The sequence below is a fragment of the Bacillus sp. M5A3_1b genome, assembly GCF_053345335.1.
The window spans coordinates 62275-78578 of record NZ_JBKEZY010000013.1 but is presented as its reverse complement, the minus strand read 5'-3'; the positions used below and the strand labels follow the sequence as shown (position 1 = coordinate 78578).

Below are 16304 nucleotides of genomic sequence, written 5' to 3'. Positions count from 1 at the left end.
GGTATTATTTGGTAAAGGGGGATTTTTATGAAGAAAATTATAGTAGCTTCTAGTTTATTACTTACAATTGGTTTAGGGGTAGGGTGTAGTAGTGATAAAGTATCGAAGACGGGTGAACCCAAAACGGCATCAGTAAAGAAAGAGAAGGATTTAGCCGCAAAAGATATTTTTAATAAGGCGTATGAGAACTTAAAAAATGAAGAGTATGTAACGGTGATGCAGGATATGGACATAAAGGCTGATGGACAAGAACTGAGTATAATGAAGGCTAAAATACAAATAGAGCTGAAAACAAAGAGTTCTCGTGCTGAAATGAATGTTTCGGGTACGGATATTATCATTTATGGTGTAAATGATAATATTGTTGGTCAAGTGAAGAATCCTAATACAGGTGAAGTTATATCTATACCAGAAGAGAAATTAAATATTAGTGGGATGAATGCAGCCAAGAGTGTGAAAGAGAATGTAGAAATCCCACCAGAAATTGTACAAAAAATGAAGATGGAAAAAAGTGGAGACAAATATAAATTAAAGGTCAGGTTAAAAGGAAAAGATGCAGAGAGTATTTTAGGTAGTATAGGTGAAACGCAGAAGAAAGCATTAGAAGCACAAAATGCAAAGGTAGAAGAGATAGATGCAGAATATATGATCACAAAAGATTTTAAATATGAATCATTAAAATTGGATATAGTTGTGAGTAGAAATAGTAAGGAGAAAGCAAAAATTATGACGGATATAAAATATACATCATATGAAAAATTTGATCCCATACAGTTGCCAGTAACGAATTAATTGATTTGAAGAGAGATGCCTAAAAGAGTAAGGGTATCTCTCTTTTTTCGTTACTAATATATTTTCTTCTTAGAAAAATATGTACAATATGTAGTGAAAGAAATTCAAACAAGGAGAGTGTCATTTGAAAAAAAGAAAGATAGTAGTTGTCATTGTAGCGTATACCGTTTTGTTAGCGGCGTCTGTACATACGTATAAAAAACAACTCGATCATCCTATGATGAGTGATGTCGGTAAATTGCTTCCGACAAAAATAAAACGTGTTGAAAGTGCTACGGATGAGCACTTGTTAGTAAAATTAGTGCAAGATGCAAAAGTTTCAGGAGAGAAAATTTCCATTGCAGGTATGCAACATAGCCAAGGAGGACAGACGTATTATCCGAACGGCACGATGCTTGATATGAAGGGATATAATAAAATATTAGAATTTGATCCGGAGGAGAAGAGGATTAGGGTGCAAAGCGGTGTCACATGGAATGACATTCAAAAGAAAATCAATCCATATGGTCTTGCGGTTCAAGTAATGCAATCTCAAAATATTTTTACTGTTGGTGGTTCATTAAGTGTGAATGTACATGGGCGTGATATTCGTCATGAAGCATTGATTGATACAGTAGAGTCATTCAGATTGTTAATGGCAGATGGTACGGTACGTAATGTAAGTAGAGAAGAAAATGCAGAGCTATTTCCATATGTCATAGGTGGTTACGGGTTATTTGGTGTCATTTTAGATGTGACATTAAAGTTAACTGATGATGAATTATATGAAATGCATACGAGAATGATAGATTATAAAGAATACACATCTTATTTCAAAGATAAAGTGAAAAGAGATGAAAATGTTCGTATGCACTTAGCCCGTATTTCTGTTGCCCCCAATTCATTTTTAAAAGAGATGTATGTGACAGATTATACATTGGCGAAAAATCAAAATATGAGGGAAGAGTACAGTGAATTAAAAGAGGAAACTATTATAGCTGCACCGAAATTTTTACTCGGATTATCCCGTTATAGCGATTGGGGAAAGAATACATTTTGGGATATACAAAGAAGTTATTTTGAGCGTACAGATGGAGCGTATGAGACGCGAAATAATGTTATGAGGTCAGATAGTGCCTTTATGGAATATGAAAATCCGAATAGAACAGAAGTGTTACAAGAATACTTTGTGCCTATAGATTTCTTCACGGAATACATAGATGATTTACGTAACGTATTAAATGAAGAAGAGTTTAATTTGCTCAATATTACGATTCGTTATGTGGAAAAGAATGAAAATGCAGTTTTATCCTATGCGAAAGATGATATGTTTGCGCTAGTTCTTTTAATTAACCAAGGACGCTCAGAGGATGAAATAAAGAAAACAGAAGATGTCATTCAGAAAATGATTGATGTTACTTTAAAACATAATGGTAGTTATTATTTACCGTACTATTCGTATCCAACGAAGGAGCAGTTAAAGAGGGCATATCCTCGTATAGAAGAATTTCTTCAGAAGAAAAAAGAAGCGGATCCAAAAGAGAGATTTGTGAATTTATTTTATAGGGAGTATACGAAATGACATATAGAAGATTTGTGGCTTCGCAAAGTATCATCATGATGGCGGGAAGTATGATATTTCCTTTTTACATTCTATTGCTTCGGAATGTTGGGAATAGCTTCTCGCAGTTTGGCTGGGCTTATGGCTTATTTGCTTTAACTTCAGCACTTGTATATCCATTAGTAGGAAAGATGTCTGATCGAGTAGGCGATCAAAAATTATTAATTATATATGCTTGGTCCATGGCAATATTAATGCTTTGTTTCCCGATTGCCACGGAAGTCTGGCATGTTTATATTCTCCAAATTGTAATGGGAGTTTTAGGTGCTGTGCAGCGTAATACCGAGAAGACGTCGTTAGCACGAAAGGTTGTGCAAGAAAATGCTGGTTATGAGATTGGAAAATATCATGTGTGGACATCGATTGGAGGAGCAGTAGCAATTATTGCAACGGGATATTTAGTAGATTTCTTTACGATTGGCACCATTTTTTATATTGCATCTATCTTATATGTAGTGAGTGGGATTGTATTAAGTAGTAAAAAAATATAATCATCCCCATTTTTACCTGAATACCCTTTATTTGTTATACTAAAAGGGAAAATAAAAGAAAAGGGGACATTGCCTTTGATGAAATTTTTAATTTTAGCTATTCTCACTTTGTTTTTGATTCCATGGACAAGAAGCGGTAGTAAACTTCGAGCAGTGGATAAGAAAGGGGATGAGAAGGTTGTAAAGGGTAAGAAATCATCCATTTTAGTTATTCCTGTATTATTTTGGATAGGTATTGCAATCTATGAATATCTTTGGCTAATCGATGATCGAGCAGATTCGATTCTTACTCATTATTCTGTTGCAGTAGCAATTTTAATTGGGCTTGTTTTATTTTCACAAGATCAAATAGGGAAATTAGAAGGTACATTAAAAGGACTTCTAATGTTTATTTTACTCGCAAGTTACGGCTATTTTGGTTATTTACATGATATAGTAATCACGCAAAAAAAATATGATTCTGTTGTGAAGATCGAGAAAGATATTTCAGAGCCGTTTACTGAAAATGATCAACCGTTTACAGTGCCGCCAAAGACAGCGGAAAATAAAATGAAAAAAGTATTTGGGGATATTCCGAAAGTAGCTTATTTTGAGCTAGGGGAATTAACGCCACAAATGGTAAATGGTGAGGCTTTATATGTAGCACCGATTGAAGTTTCAGGCTTTTTTAAAGCACGTAAAGCTGAGACAATTCCAGGGTACGTAACGATGTCAGGTACGAATCCTGATGCGGAAGCGAAACTGCACCTTGGTTATAAAATGAAATATGTGCCAAGCATGTTCTTCGGGAATAATTTAGAGCGTGTTGTAAGGCAAGCCGAACCAAATCTAATCTTTAAAGGGAAACCTAAATTTGAAGTGGATGATAAAGGGAAACCGTATTATACAATGACGTATGGTGAATTTATTTCAGGAAGATCTGGATTTGAGGTAGAGGGCGTTGTAGTAGTAGATGCACAAACAGGTGAAGTGAAAAGATATGATAAAGGAAAAGCGCCTAAATTTGTTGATGGTGTATTAAATCACGAGACCGCATCTACATTAAATACGTACTTCGGTAAATATATTCACGGATTTTGGAATACGAAATTCTCGCAAACGGATATGAAGATTCCGACTGAGTGGGGAACGAAAGAAGGAGTTACACCAATATTCGGTAAGGATGGAACGTTATATTATTTTACTGATTTCACCTCCCCGAAAGAGGGAGTAGATTCTGCGTTAGGTTACTCGCTTATCGATGCGCGTACAGGTAAGTTGTATTACTATAACGGAAAAGAAGTGAAGGGAATTATGGATGGTTCAGCTGCTTCGGAAGTAGTGGATAATTCCTTTAAGAGAGAGAAATGGCATGGAACGATGCCGGTTATTTATAACGTGTATGGTAAACCTTCTTGGATTGTACCTGTTATTGATGACGGGGGATTAGTACGTGCTCATACAGTTATCTATGCTTCTAATGCGAAAATATTTGCAACAGGTTCGACGCAAAAAGAAGCGCTTGAGAATTATAAAAATGCGCTGAGTGGAAGTGGAGATTCATTTAGACCGACTTCAAATGGTAAAGAAGCACAAAAAGAAGGCGTTGTACAACGTGTATATAAAGAAAAATCAGGTGAAAATACAATTGTGTATGTACTGTTAGAGAATGAACAAAAAGTATTTATGATACCGGTGAAGAAATTCCCATATGCTATGTTTACAGAAGTGGGAGATCCAATTCAAATCACATATTTAGATACAGGAGAGGCGATGTCTTCCGTATCTAAATTTACAAATAGCAATTTGAAAAAGTAAAGCGATAGAAATTCTATCGCTTTTTTTACGGTATGAAACAGGAAAATGCACTATACTTGACGTATGTTTATGTTGTAACTATAATTGTTACGATTTAGTATTTATCGGAAAGGGTGAACGGAAAAAGTGAATGGAGTTAATCACGAAATATATAAACCTGTAAAGACAAATAGGTTATGGATGATTCTTGTATTAGGGACACTTACGGCGATTGGGCCATTATCTATTGATATGTATTTGCCTTCTTTACCAAAATTAACAGATGATTTACAAACAGGCGCATCTCTTGCACAGCTTACATTGACAGCTTGTTTGCTTGGGCTTTCAGTAGGACAATTATTTGTCGGTTCAATTAGTGACATTTACGGAAGGCGCAAACCTCTTATTATTGCTCTTATTATTTATGTTGCATCTTCTTTACTTTGTGCTATTGCGCCATCTATTTGGAGTTTAGTGTTATTACGCTTCTTACAAGGAGCTTCAGGATCGGCTGGGATTGTTATATCACGTGCAATGGTGCGTGACATGTATTCGGGTTCTGAAATGACGAAGTTTTTCTCACTGCTCATGTTAGTAAACGGAGCAGCGCCTATTTTGGCACCGATTATTGGAGGACAATTGCTACAGTTTACAACATGGCGCGGTGTCTTCATCGTTCTTGGAGCAATTAGTGTATTCATGTTAATATCAGCTACTTTTGTATTACGTGAAACATTACCTATCGAAGAAAGAGAAACAGGTGGATTGTCAGGGACGTTGGCGACGTACGGAAAACTGTTAAAGGATCGTCTGTTTATGGGATATGCATTGTCACAAGGGCTAGTAACGGCGGCAATGTTTGCATACATTTCGGGCTCACCATTTGTGCTGCAGAACATATACGGAGCATCACCACAGCAATTTAGTTTATTCTTTGCGATTAACGGTATCGGTATTATTATTGCTAGTCAGGTAACAGGTCGTTTAGCAGGGAAAGTGAATGAGAAGACATTATTTGTTGCTGGTATTATTATTGCAGCTGTTGGCGGTTTATCTTTACTACTGACAATCGTACTAGGAATAGGTTTAATTGGTGTTTTATGTTCGTTATTCCTTGTCGTATCAAGTGTCGGGGTTGTATCAACAACTGGATTCTCGTTAGCGATGAGAAATCAGAAACAAGCCGCAGGAACAGCGTCGGCCTTATTAGGATTATTACAGTTCATTTCAGGAGCACTTGTTGCACCGTTAGTAGGTATTGGCGGAAGCAATACCGCATTACCGATGGGGGTTGTGATAGCTCTTTGTGAAATTGGTGCTGTGTTATGTTATCTATTTATGGCCAGAAGAAGTGAGAAGCAGTTTGAACTGCAACAAAGACAAAATTTAGAGGCTTAATTTATACAAAAGAGCTGATTCAAACATGTTTTGAATCAGCTTTTTTTTCATTTCTTTGAAATAACTTATACAGTGTTGTAAGGTGATGCAAAAGTTATTTGTATAAAGTGACGATACTGTGACAAAAATGTTGGTGTGTATATTAAGGTATCGTCTTAAGTGTAAAAAGTAGGGTGTTCTCGGTATAATAACAAGTGGAGATAAAAGAAACTATAATGAGTAATAGCTGTAGATAAAAGGAGAAGAAGAGATGAAGAAGGTTTTGGGTATTGCTGTAATGGGAAGTATGCTCCTTCTAGCAGGGTGTAATGGAAATAAAGATACGAAAGAACCGAAAGAAACGGTAGAGCAATCTACTGAGCAAACAGAAGAGATGAAAGAATACCGTGCAGTACATGAAAAATACGATATGAAAATGAATAAAGAAATTAATAAAGCACTACAGTTATTTGAGGTGGCAAAAGAAAAGGGCGGTAAGGAAATAACGAATGCTACATATAAAGAAGATGTGCAAAAGGTAACGACTAGCATGTTAGAAGATATTGATAATATACGTAAAGAAATTCGTGTTCCAAAGTCGAAAGAGCAAGAACATGAGGTATACGCTGGTTTCTTGAATGAATCGGAACAAGCAATGAAAAAATTACAGAAGCTAGCTAAAGAAGAAGACTCATCATTGATTCGTGATATAGAAATTAACTTTGCAACAGCATCAACATACTATAAACGTTTTCAAGCAGAAACGAAAAAATAACTTTGCGTACGCGCAAGGTTATTTTTTCTTCTTATCATCTCCGTCTTCATCCTCGGATACTAATACCTTCTGTTCTTCGTGAAATGCAGAGATTGTTTGTCCGGTAAATATTATCGAATGGAGTATAAAAAGAAGTGATACGTTTCTTTTTAATAAAGAGTTTATAGAAGCTGATGATGACAAGTATAACGATTGTTAAGGGTAACTCTATAGTAGCAAGAAGTAAAAACTGATTTTTCTAAATATATCCAATTTGATTGACTTTTCATTTTTTCAGAATTATAATTCGAAATATACAATTTGAACCAAATAATAATATAGCAATTTACTTATCCAGAGAGGTAGAGGGACTGGCCCTATGACACCTCAGCAGCGGGTTCTGTAACAGGAACACCGTGCTAATTCCAGCAAGCAAGTCTTGAAAGATAAGTGATGGGCCTTTGTTTATTCAGCCTTGATCTTATTTTTTAAGATCAAGGCTTTTTGTATTTTAAGAAGCGGAAAAGTAATGGGAACAAATATGTCAATAAAACAAAGTAAATTCATTTGTTTAGGGGGTTATTGAAGTGTATGTTATTAAAAAACTATCGGTTATGGTGTTCACGCTATGGGTCATTACGACAGTAACATTTTTGATTATGCATATCATTCCTGGGGATCCATTTTCATCAGATGCGAAAATCTTTCCAGAGGAAGTAATACAAAATATGAGGGCGAAGTATCACCTCGATGAACCGTTATGGAATCAATATGTCGCTTATTTAGATGGCGTAGTTCATTTTGATTTTGGTGAATCTGTTCAATCGACGGGGCAAGGCGTATCAGAAATTATAACGACAGGATTTGGTCCATCAGCGATTATTGGTTTACAAGCACTTGTTATTTCATTATTAGTCGGAATTGCAGCAGGTACATTTGCAGCTCTCTATCATGGGAAAGTAATTGATTATAGTGTGAGCTTACTTGCGATTCTCGGTATTTCTATTCCAAGTTTTATTTTAGCACCATTATTTATACAAGTATTTGCTATACAATTTGAACTTTTGCCAGTAGCGTCTTGGGGCACATTCGAACATACGGTATTGCCATCCTTCGCATTAGCGTTAGGGCCAATCGCGGTTATTACAAGATTTGTTCGTTCTAATATGATTGAAGTTTTGCAGAGTGATTATATTAAGCTAGCGAGAGCGAAAGGCATCCCGATTAAGAAAATTATTATAAGACATGCTCTTCGAAATGCGATTGTTCCAGTACTTACATTTGTTGGACCGTTAATGGCTGGACTTTTAACAGGGACTTTCGTTATTGAAAAAATATTTTCCATTCCTGGTCTAGGAAAATATTTTGTGGATAGTATTTTTAACCGGGATTATCCGGTCATTATGGGAACAACGATTTTCTATAGTGCATTATTAATTTCTTGTATTTTCATTACAGATATTATTCACCGTATTGTTGATCCGCGTATTCGTTCTATTACGTAAGGAGGGGGGGCATTTAAATGGGAGCTTATGAAATCAATAAACAGTTATTAACGAATGAGGAGAAAAAAGAATTAACGATAAATAAAGATCAGCAAACGATTAGTCGGAAGAAGGAAGTGTTTCGCAAGTTTATATCAAACCCTATAGCAGTTTTAGGGGCAGTGACGTTATTACTAATTATTATTTTCTCACTGGTTGGCGAAAGTTTAACGGCATTTACTGCGAGTGAACAAGTAAAAGAAGCAACAAACCTCCCACCTAGTAGTGAGCATTGGTTCGGAACAGATGATTTAGGAAGGGACATATGGGCGCGCACCTGGGCTGGAGGGAAAATTTCACTAACAGTTGGATTAGTGGCAGCGGCTCTTGATATAGGAATAGGTGTACTAATCGGGGGCTTTAGTGGATATGTGAGAGGACGTAGTCGCCTTGGAACGTTAATTGATGAGTGGATTGTACGAGGGATTGAAGTGTTATACGGTATCCCATATTTATTAATTGTTATTTTATTATTAATCGTTATGAAACCAGGGCTTTTTACAATTATTATTGCCCTTGCATTAACAGGATGGATTGGCATGGCACGTCTCGTTAGGGCACAAGTATTATCTTTAAAGCAAAGAGAATTTGTTATTGCAGCGGAGCGATTAGGTACATCGCATATGAAAATTATATACGGGCATTTAATTCCGAACTTAACAGGCATTATTATCGTAAATTTATCATTTACAATTCCAGCAGCTATTTTCTCAGAATCATTTTTAAGCTTTATCGGACTCGGAGTACAATCACCAGCAGCGAGCTGGGGAACGATGACGAACGATGCACTCGGGACATTACTAAGCGGAGAATGGTGGCAATTATTCTTCCCAGCAATCATGATTGCACTCATTATGTTTGCATTTAATGCAATTGGTGATGGTTTGCAAGATGCAATTGATCCGAAGATTGTAAAACGGAATCGAAAGGAGAAAAAACATGGGACAGCTCTTATCTTTAGAAAACGTAACATTGGCCGTTGAAAAAGAGAGTAGTAAGCAAACAATTGTGAAGCATGTTTCCTTTTCTATTAATGAAGGTGAAATCGTTGCACTTGTAGGAGAAAGTGGTTCAGGAAAAAGTGTTACAGCACAATCTATTGTCGGATTAAATCAAGAATCTATTCACATTGATGATGGAAGCATCTTTTTCCAATCTCAAGGGTTGACGAATTTACAAGAATCAGAATGGAATCAAATTCGAGGGAAAGATATTTCGTTTATCTTTCAAGACCCTCTGTCCTCTTTAAATCCGACGATGAAAGTAGGAAGGCAAATTACAGAAGTGATTTTGCAACATGAGAAAAAATCGAAAAGAGAAGCAAAAGAAATTGCGATTAACTTATTAAATGATTTAGGGATACATGAAGCAGAGAAACGTTTTGAACAGTACCCACATCAATTAAGCGGAGGCATGAGGCAACGTATTTGTTTAGCAATTGCGTTTGCGTGTCACCCAAAGCTCGTTATTGCAGATGAGCCTACAACTGCATTAGATGTAACGATTCAAAAGCAAATTATGGGGTTATTAAAAGAGCGAAAAGAAAAACAAAATACGAGTATTTTATTAATTACACATGATTTGGCGCTTGTACGTGAAGTAGCTGACCGAGTAGTTGTGATGTACGGGGGACGTGTTGTTGAAAAAGGGACGATACAAGAAGTGATAGGTTCACCTAAGCACCCATATACGAAAAGTTTATTGCAAGCTACTCCAAATATGGATGATTCCGAAAAGGTACTTAGGGCCATTGAGGGAACAACACCATCAATTGAAACGTTAAATAGCTTTGGGTGCCCATTTGTAAATAGATGCCCAGTAGCAATACAAGAATGTGTTCATCGTTTCCCTGATAGAACAGCATATTCTGGGGAACACAGTTCACATTGTTGGCAACATGTTCTAGAGCATGACCAAGCGAAATCAAAAGAGAAGGTGAATGCCTCATGACGACAGATTTAATTACTGTAAAGCAAGTAACGAAAACGTATGGAAGTAAAAAGAAAGAAATCATAGCGCTAAAAGATATATCACTTTCTATCCCGAAAGGAACAACGCTTGGCATTATTGGAGAAAGTGGTTCAGGAAAGACAACACTTGGTAAGCTCATAGCTGGGATTGAGAGTCCAAAGTCTGGTCAAATTGATTATAACGGTCAAGTTGTTCACAAGTTGAAGTCAGCTCATAAGCGAGATTTCTTGCAGAAAGTACAATTCATTTTTCAAGATTCAACAGCTGCATTAAATCCGCGCTGGAAAGTACGCGATAGCGTAACAGAAGGATATATTTCATTCGGTTTAGGTGATAAAGGATTGAAAGATGAGGTGGCAGGTGATGCGCTAGAACGTGTTGGATTAGATAGACGATATATTGATCGATACCCACACGAATTTAGCGGGGGACAACGTCAACGAATTGCTATTGCAAGAGCGTTATTGTGTGAGCCAGAAGTATTGATTCTTGATGAACCAATTTCAGCATTAGATGTTTCATTGCAAATTCAAATTGTACATCTGCTGCAAAAAATCCAAAAAGAACAAGGTTATACATATTTATTCATCGCGCACGATTTACCGATGGTTCACTATTTATGTGAAAAAGTAGCTGTCTTATACAAAGGAGAACTTGTTGAATTTGGAAATACGGACGAAGTATTCCGTAATCCACAACATTCTTATACAAAAACACTATTGGCATCAACACCAAAAATTTCAGGTTAAAGGAGAATGTAGGATGAAGAAGTTTTTACTGTTTGTCATTATGACTGTTTTAGCAATTACTTCTGTCGCTTGCGGTAAGAAAGAGACGCAAAAGGCGAGTGCTGGTAAGGGAGAAGGAGATCGATTAGTAACGAATATTGGTAGCGATCCATATACACTTGATTCCGCTATTGCGACAGATAGTACTTCAGGTTATGTAATTGGACATTTATTCTCAAGCTTATATACGCAAGATAGTGATGGGAAATATCAAAATGAATTAGCAGAGAAAGAAGAAGTGAATGCTGATGGAACTGAGTATACAATTCATTTAAAGAAAAATATTAAATGGTCAGATGGTTCTACTATTACAGCAAATGATTTTGAATTTGCATGGAAGCGGTTATTAAATCCGAAAACGGGTTCTATGAATGGGACAGAAATGTACTTTATTAAAGGTGCAGAGGCGTATAATACTGGAAAAGGTGAAGAAAGCCAAGTTGGTATTCAAGTTGCTGATCCTCAAACATTGAAGGTAACACTTGAGCACCCAGTTGCTTCTATTAAACAAAAATTAGCGAGTTCATTATTTATTCCATTATCTAAAAAATCAATTGATGATAACAATAAATTAAAAACAGATCCAAAAGAGTTAATTACAAATGGACCATTCACGTTAAAAGAATGGAAGCATAATCAGGCAATTACAGTACAAAAAAATAAAGAATACTATGATAAAAAGGTAACATTAAAAGAAATTGAGTTTCGTATTATTCCAGATTCTAAAACAGCGTACCAATTATACAAATCAAAAGAATTAGATTTACTAAGTGGTTTACCACAAGAAATGATTGAGAAAGAAAAAGGAAATAAAGAATATAAGCGTGTTGCGGGATTCTCATCTTATATTTATTCGTTTAACGTAGAAAAAGAGCCATTCACAAATGCGAAAGTACGTAAAGCATTTTCATTAGCAGTTGATCGTAAGTTTATCGTTGAAAAACTGTATAAGAATAATGCGCAAGAAGCATACGCATTCGTTCCAGAAGGAGCAAAAACACAAAGTGGTCGTGATTTCCGTAAAGAAAAAGGTGATTACGTTAAATTTGATCCAGCAGAAGCGAAAAAATTATTAGAAGAAGGCATGAAAGAACAAGGCTGGTCTACATTACCTGAAGTAACATTAAAATTCACTACAGATACACAACATAAAAAAGTAGCAGAAGCAATGCAGGAAATGTTTAAGAAAAATCTTGGTGTAGATATTAAATTAGAAAATAAAGAGTGGAAGAGTTACATCGATACATATAAGCAAAGTGATTTCCAATTAGCTTATATGGGATGGGGCGGTTCTTTATTAGACCCAATTACTAAACTAGATTTATATGCAGGTGATGGTCCAAACAACTATGCAAAATGGCATAATAAAGAATTTGACGCTTTAATCAAAGAAGCAGAAGTTGAACAAAATGAAGATAAGCGTTTTGATTTATTGCATAAAGCAGAAGATATTATGTTTACAGATTCACCGTTAATTCCAATTATATTCCCTTCTGATTCTTACTTACAAAAAGGATCAGTATCTGGACTTCAATATTATGTTGGATCTAAACCAGATTTAAGATATGCAAAAATAAAGAAGTAGGCAACCGCCTACTTCTTTATTTTATTTCTCTTTTATATTCTTTTTTCGTTCCATCAGAGAAGACAACTTCTAAATCAAACTTTTGGTAGTCTTTATCAAGTTTGAACACATTTACTACTTGATCGATTACTTCTTGGTCAGGAGTATCTTTATCAAATTTTAATTCTTGTAGAAGTGGGCTTAATTTTGTAATAGCCTCGTCACCTGTAAACTTTGCATTTGATTTATGGTCTTCAAGTTTTGCTTCCATTTTCTTATCAGCTGCTACATTCTTATAATCAGCCTCGTAGTCTTTCTTCGTATCTTGATAGTCTGCATCCAAACTAAATTCATTGAAGTTAAGTTTTAAATCAGCAGGAGCTTCATTTTTTGCTTCTTCAGTAGTTTTCTTATTAGAAGTTGTATCTTCTTTTGCAGGAGCTTTACATCCTGTTAATACAGGTACTAGCATAAGCGCTAATAAAACTGATAGTAAAATTCTCATTATAATTTCCTCCTTATGTAAATTCGTTCTATACAAGTTTTTCCCAAAATCATGTAATTATGTATGTGTTGAAAATAAATTATTAACTTGTAGCCACAAAGTTTAATTCGCAATTTAAATCAAAAATGGTTTGTATGTATATGGTAAATTAAGGTTGTGAGGAGGTGCTAAAATGCATGAAGAATATAAAGAGATGATAAAAAAAGCAATTGAATATATAGAGGAGCATTTACATGAGGAGCTTACAACAGAAAGAGTGGCGTCTCACAGTGCAGTATCGATGTACCATTTTCATCGCATCTTTCAAAGATATGTTGGGATGAGTGTAACGGATTATATTCGAAAGAGAAGGTTAACTCATGCTGCGCAAGCTTTAGTGTCAACGGAGAGGGCTGTTATTGATATTGCAGTACAATACGGCTTTTCCTCACAAGAGGCATTTACGAGAGCCTTTAAAAGAATGTTTCAATTGCCACCGAAGAAATATAGAAAGTACTTCCAGTCATTTTATATAGAAAGAGAGGGTGTTTCAATGCAAAAAGGTATACCGAAAGGATGGATCTTAAGTGGAAGTCATCCTGCTGAATATGAGATGGGTCTAGACTATGAAGTTGCCCATCAAGGAAAAGTATCTGCATACATAAAGGCAAAAGAGAATGTTACACATGGAGGCTTTTCAACATTAATGCAAATGTTTCGAGCGGATAAATATGTAGGTAAAAGATTACGTTTAACAGCATTTGTTAAGAGTGAGAACGTAAGAGATTGGGCGGGATTGTGGATGAGAGTAGACGGAAAAGATACAGAACCACTCGCTATGGATAACATGCAAAATCGCCCAATTAAAAATACGAATAACTGGCAATCGTACTCGGTTGTATTAGATATAAAAGAAGGAGCACTTGGTATAGCATTTGGTGTCTTATTATCAGGGGAAGGTTGTGTGTGGCTAGATAGTATTCGATTTGATGAAGTGGATGAAAAAATTCCTTCAACAGATTTGGCAGAGAACTTTTATGAAACACTTTTAGAAGAGCCGGTGAATCTACAATTTGAAGAAGTAGAAAAATAAAAAACAAGGAGAAAAGATATGCTCAAATATGTAAAACTAATAAGTATTAGTTTAGCAATATCGTCTTGTATTATGGGAATTAACTATTTAGTTAGCTATATTTGGTCAGGGCATACACCTTCTTTGACATGGAGAACATATTTGATGTTTGGGTTTATATTTATGATGAGTTTTGGTTCCGTGCAAAAAGAAGAGAGAAAGGATTATTGACAATTATTAGAAAAGTTATATAATCTAAATGTAAGTGATCACTTGCATGAGGAAGAGAGGATTTTATGGCGCGCTCAAAGACAGCAGAAAAAATTATTCAAGCAGCGATTGAATTAGTGAAAGAAAAAGGATATACAGCAGCAACAACGAAAGAAATTGCAATGCGTGCTGGTGTTAATGAAGTAACGATATTCCGCAATTTTAAGAGTAAGAAGGGTGTTATTGAAGCGGCGGTTGCTGAATTTTCATATGTACCGCATTTAAAACATTTTTTACAAACAGAAATTGTATGGGAATTAGAAACGGATTTAAAGAACTTAGCAAGGCATTATCATAATTTTTTAGATGGGGTAAAAGATATTATTGCTATTGGTATACGTGAGGCTGGAGAATTTCCTGAATTAGACGGGGAAATTGCTAAAATACCACAAGGGCTAAAGGAAGAATTAAGTATCTATTTTGCAAAAATGCAGGAAAAAGGAAACATTATTGATACGAATATTGAAGCGCAAGTAATGAACTTTATCTGGATCAATTTTGGATATTTCTTATCTAAATTACGTTTTGCCGATCGCCTGACAGAAGTTGATGATGAGAAATTTATTGAAAACAATATTGTTTTATATGCTAGGGCATTAAGACCCTAGTATTTATTTAAAATAAAATGCAAGTGTGTACTTACTTGCTTGCTGGGTAGGAGAGTGAGAAGATGGAAGCATTAAAACAATTTTTAAAAAGACCTGGTACGTATATAGGAATGGTGGTGGCGTTATCGTTCCAACTTATTTTCTTTTGTGTTTGGTTAACGGCGTATGATGGAGTGAATGAAAGAACTGATCAAATGCGTATCGCTATTGTGAATGAAGATGTCAATATAGGTAGTAAAATAGCGGAAGGCTTACAGAGAAATTTACCATTTCAAGTGAAAGCAGAACGGTCTGTGGAAAAAGCAAACAAAGAAATGAATGACCATGTGTACGATATGATTATTGAAATTCCTGCTTCTTTTTCAAAAGATATAAATGAAACAGGAAAATCAAGTTTAAACTTCCACATTAATCAAGCGAATGCCATGATGGCAAAGCAAATGATGGAAGGAGCTGCAAAACAAATTCGAGATAATGTAAATAAAGAGATAGCAAGTTATAAGAAACAAGCGATTGTTGGAAAGCTACAAGCTGTAGGACCTGAGAATGTAGAAGTGATAAAAGGGTTAACCGAAGATTCAATTGGTTTTACAGTTCATAAAGTAAATGATGCAAAAGGATTTTCAGTTAATATGGTACCACTAATGATGGTATTAGCTTCATTTGTAGGAGCGATGATCATGAGTATGGAGCTATCAAAAGTTGCAAAGGAAGTAAAGAACGGTTGGAGTAATTTTGTATCAAGACAGGTCATTAACGGTACAGTATCAATTTTACTTGCATGTATTACAATTGGTTTGATGAGAGGATTTCAAATTGAAGTACACGAAGCAGTATGGAGTATATGGATGTTTCAAGCGATAGTCTTCTTCGCCTTTCTTTCATTAACACAAATGTTCATAACTGTTTTCGGAAATGCAGGTATGATCTTTAATATAATTTCACTGTCGTTACAACTTGTAAGTTCGGGTGTAATTGTGCCACATGAGATGCTTTCTAAAACATATCAAACAATCGGCGAATTATTTCCCGCAACATATGCAGCGAATGGCTATTATACAATAATATTTGGGGGAGTAAGTTTAGAGAAAAATATTATTTCATTATTAGTCATTATATTAGTTACACAATTGGTAGCAGTAATTACTGTATCTATAAAAGAAATAGTAAAGAGAAGAAGTCATGTAGTTAAAGAAGTATAAAATAAAAACGG

The 16304-nt window shown here is 35.4% G+C and carries 16 protein-coding genes, 1 pseudogene and 1 riboswitch; of the genes and pseudogenes, 15 read left to right on the top strand and 2 right to left on the bottom strand.

Features of this window, described 5'->3' with window-relative positions; translation table 11 throughout:
- Positions 1-27: 27 nt before the first annotated feature.
- From ACLBWW_RS25710 to ACLBWW_RS25685, 6 genes are all read left to right on the top strand, one after another.
- Positions 28-792 carry a DUF6612 family protein gene (locus ACLBWW_RS25710; RefSeq protein WP_048542971.1) on the top strand — a complete coding sequence of 255 codons (765 nt, stop codon included), beginning with the start codon at positions 28-30 and terminating at the stop codon, positions 790-792.
- A gap of 124 nt (positions 793-916) precedes the next feature.
- The gene (locus ACLBWW_RS25705; RefSeq protein ID WP_048542969.1) at positions 917-2353 is read left to right on the top strand and encodes an FAD-binding oxidoreductase; all 1437 of its coding nucleotides are present in this window, start codon (positions 917-919) and stop codon (positions 2351-2353) included.
- Positions 2350-2883, top strand: a complete 534-nt coding sequence (locus ACLBWW_RS25700) for an MFS transporter (RefSeq protein ID WP_048542968.1) — start codon at positions 2350-2352, stop codon at positions 2881-2883. The genes ACLBWW_RS25705 and ACLBWW_RS25700 overlap by 4 nt, the downstream gene beginning before the upstream one ends.
- Before the next feature lie 78 nt (positions 2884-2961).
- Positions 2962-4680: a DUF3981 domain-containing protein gene (locus ACLBWW_RS25695; protein ID WP_048542966.1), complete on the top strand. Its 1719-nt coding sequence runs from the start codon at positions 2962-2964 to the stop codon at positions 4678-4680.
- A gap of 126 nt (positions 4681-4806) precedes the next feature.
- On the top strand, positions 4807-6057 hold the full coding sequence (locus ACLBWW_RS25690) for a multidrug effflux MFS transporter (RefSeq protein WP_098079920.1): 1251 nt from the start codon (positions 4807-4809) through the stop codon (positions 6055-6057).
- A 250-nt stretch (positions 6058-6307) separates the two neighbouring features.
- Positions 6308-6811 carry a lipoprotein gene (locus tag ACLBWW_RS25685; RefSeq protein ID WP_048542964.1) on the top strand — a complete coding sequence of 168 codons (504 nt, stop codon included), beginning with the start codon at positions 6308-6310 and terminating at the stop codon, positions 6809-6811.
- An 18-nt stretch (positions 6812-6829) separates the two neighbouring features.
- Here the strand turns inward: ACLBWW_RS25685 and ACLBWW_RS25680 are convergent.
- A pseudogene (locus ACLBWW_RS25680) lies at positions 6830-7022 on the bottom strand (DUF3951 domain-containing protein).
- A 115-nt stretch (positions 7023-7137) separates the two neighbouring features.
- Positions 7138-7243: riboswitch (SAM riboswitch) on the top strand.
- 134 nt (positions 7244-7377) lie between these two features.
- Here ACLBWW_RS25680 and ACLBWW_RS25675 point away from each other — a divergent pair.
- Genes ACLBWW_RS25675 through ACLBWW_RS25655 form a run of 5 tightly spaced genes read left to right on the top strand, consistent with a single transcriptional unit; the run spans position 7378 to position 12678 of the window.
- Positions 7378-8295 carry an ABC transporter permease gene (locus tag ACLBWW_RS25675; protein WP_000289321.1) on the top strand — a complete coding sequence of 306 codons (918 nt, stop codon included), beginning with the start codon at positions 7378-7380 and terminating at the stop codon, positions 8293-8295.
- Positions 8296-8312: 17 nt separating this feature from the next.
- On the top strand, positions 8313-9317 hold the full coding sequence (locus ACLBWW_RS25670; RefSeq protein ID WP_048542961.1) for an ABC transporter permease: 1005 nt from the start codon (positions 8313-8315) through the stop codon (positions 9315-9317).
- Positions 9274-10284 carry an ABC transporter ATP-binding protein gene (locus ACLBWW_RS25665; RefSeq protein ID WP_447614297.1) on the top strand — a complete coding sequence of 337 codons (1011 nt, stop codon included), beginning with the start codon at positions 9274-9276 and terminating at the stop codon, positions 10282-10284. Before ACLBWW_RS25670 ends, ACLBWW_RS25665 begins: the two co-directional genes overlap by 44 nt.
- Complete coding sequence (locus tag ACLBWW_RS25660; RefSeq protein WP_048542957.1) at positions 10281-11054, top strand: ABC transporter ATP-binding protein; 774 nt, start codon at positions 10281-10283, stop codon at positions 11052-11054. The genes ACLBWW_RS25665 and ACLBWW_RS25660 overlap by 4 nt, the downstream gene beginning before the upstream one ends.
- Positions 11055-11067: 13 nt before the next feature.
- The gene (locus ACLBWW_RS25655) at positions 11068-12678 is read left to right on the top strand and encodes a peptide ABC transporter substrate-binding protein (protein ID WP_048542955.1); all 1611 of its coding nucleotides are present in this window, start codon (positions 11068-11070) and stop codon (positions 12676-12678) included.
- 16 nt (positions 12679-12694) lie between these two features.
- On the opposite strand, the gene ACLBWW_RS25650 is transcribed toward ACLBWW_RS25655, so the two are convergent.
- Positions 12695-13162 carry a YusW family protein gene (locus ACLBWW_RS25650; RefSeq protein WP_001221562.1) on the bottom strand — a complete coding sequence of 156 codons (468 nt, stop codon included), beginning with the start codon at positions 13160-13162 and terminating at the stop codon, positions 12695-12697.
- Positions 13163-13334: 172 nt separating this feature from the next.
- On the opposite strand from ACLBWW_RS25650, the gene ACLBWW_RS25645 reads away from it, so the two are divergent.
- From ACLBWW_RS25645 to ACLBWW_RS25630, 4 genes are all read left to right on the top strand, one after another.
- Positions 13335-14234, top strand: a complete 900-nt coding sequence (locus ACLBWW_RS25645) for a helix-turn-helix domain-containing protein (protein ID WP_048542953.1) — start codon at positions 13335-13337, stop codon at positions 14232-14234.
- Between the two features lie 18 nt (positions 14235-14252).
- A complete protein-coding gene (locus ACLBWW_RS25640; RefSeq protein WP_048542950.1) occupies positions 14253-14444 on the top strand; it encodes a hypothetical protein in 192 nt (63 codons plus the stop codon).
- Between the two features lie 65 nt (positions 14445-14509).
- A complete protein-coding gene (locus tag ACLBWW_RS25635) occupies positions 14510-15091 on the top strand; it encodes a TetR/AcrR family transcriptional regulator (protein ID WP_071728628.1) in 582 nt (193 codons plus the stop codon).
- A gap of 62 nt (positions 15092-15153) precedes the next feature.
- Positions 15154-16293, top strand: a complete 1140-nt coding sequence (locus tag ACLBWW_RS25630; RefSeq protein WP_048542944.1) for a YhgE/Pip domain-containing protein — start codon at positions 15154-15156, stop codon at positions 16291-16293.
- Positions 16294-16304: the final 11 nt, after the last annotated feature.

Coding starts and splice junctions, on each gene's coding strand:
- ACLBWW_RS25665 (WP_447614297.1), top strand. CDS start 9,274: ATGGGACAGCTCTTATCTTTAGAAAACGTAACATTGGCCGTTGAAAAA.
- ACLBWW_RS25645 (WP_048542953.1), top strand. CDS start 13,335: ATGCATGAAGAATATAAAGAGATGATAAAAAAAGCAATTGAATATATA.
- ACLBWW_RS25655 (WP_048542955.1), top strand. CDS start 11,068: ATGAAGAAGTTTTTACTGTTTGTCATTATGACTGTTTTAGCAATTACT.
- ACLBWW_RS25660 (WP_048542957.1), top strand. CDS start 10,281: ATGACGACAGATTTAATTACTGTAAAGCAAGTAACGAAAACGTATGGA.
- ACLBWW_RS25630 (WP_048542944.1), top strand. CDS start 15,154: ATGGAAGCATTAAAACAATTTTTAAAAAGACCTGGTACGTATATAGGA.
- ACLBWW_RS25685 (WP_048542964.1), top strand. CDS start 6,308: ATGAAGAAGGTTTTGGGTATTGCTGTAATGGGAAGTATGCTCCTTCTA.
- ACLBWW_RS25695 (WP_048542966.1), top strand. CDS start 2,962: ATGAAATTTTTAATTTTAGCTATTCTCACTTTGTTTTTGATTCCATGG.
- ACLBWW_RS25635 (WP_071728628.1), top strand. CDS start 14,510: ATGGCGCGCTCAAAGACAGCAGAAAAAATTATTCAAGCAGCGATTGAA.
- ACLBWW_RS25670 (WP_048542961.1), top strand. CDS start 8,313: ATGGGAGCTTATGAAATCAATAAACAGTTATTAACGAATGAGGAGAAA.
- ACLBWW_RS25650 (WP_001221562.1), bottom strand. CDS start 13,162: ATGAGAATTTTACTATCAGTTTTATTAGCGCTTATGCTAGTACCTGTA.
- ACLBWW_RS25700 (WP_048542968.1), top strand. CDS start 2,350: ATGACATATAGAAGATTTGTGGCTTCGCAAAGTATCATCATGATGGCG.
- ACLBWW_RS25710 (WP_048542971.1), top strand. CDS start 28: ATGAAGAAAATTATAGTAGCTTCTAGTTTATTACTTACAATTGGTTTA.
- ACLBWW_RS25640 (WP_048542950.1), top strand. CDS start 14,253: ATGCTCAAATATGTAAAACTAATAAGTATTAGTTTAGCAATATCGTCT.